Annotated in this window: 1 protein-coding gene; it reads left to right on the top strand. The window is 62.9% G+C overall.

The genetic code is table 11. The annotated features are described in order from the left end of the window. Positions 1-245, top strand: a 245-nt coding sequence (locus tag AC3XQU_RS24550) for a hypothetical protein (RefSeq protein ID WP_489876719.1), incomplete at both ends; no start/stop codon positions are given.

The following is a 245-nucleotide window of genomic DNA, read 5'->3' on the forward strand; positions in this document are numbered from 1 at the left end:
CCCGAGGACGCGGAAGCCCTCGCCGAACAGTTCGACCAAGACTTCGCCGAACCGATCAACCAACTCAGCGACGAGGAACGCGCGGCAGTGCGCCGCTGGCAAGGAATGGACCGGTTCTATCGCCGAATGCAAGACGTTGTGCGGAACGAAGCCGAGGACGAGGAAGCTCAGGACGTCATCGACGCGCTGCTGCCCCTGATCTCCGGCAACGCAGTGCAATCGGACGTCGTCCTCTACCGCGGAAT

Source organism: Telluria sp. AZSoR62 (genome assembly GCF_058111565.1).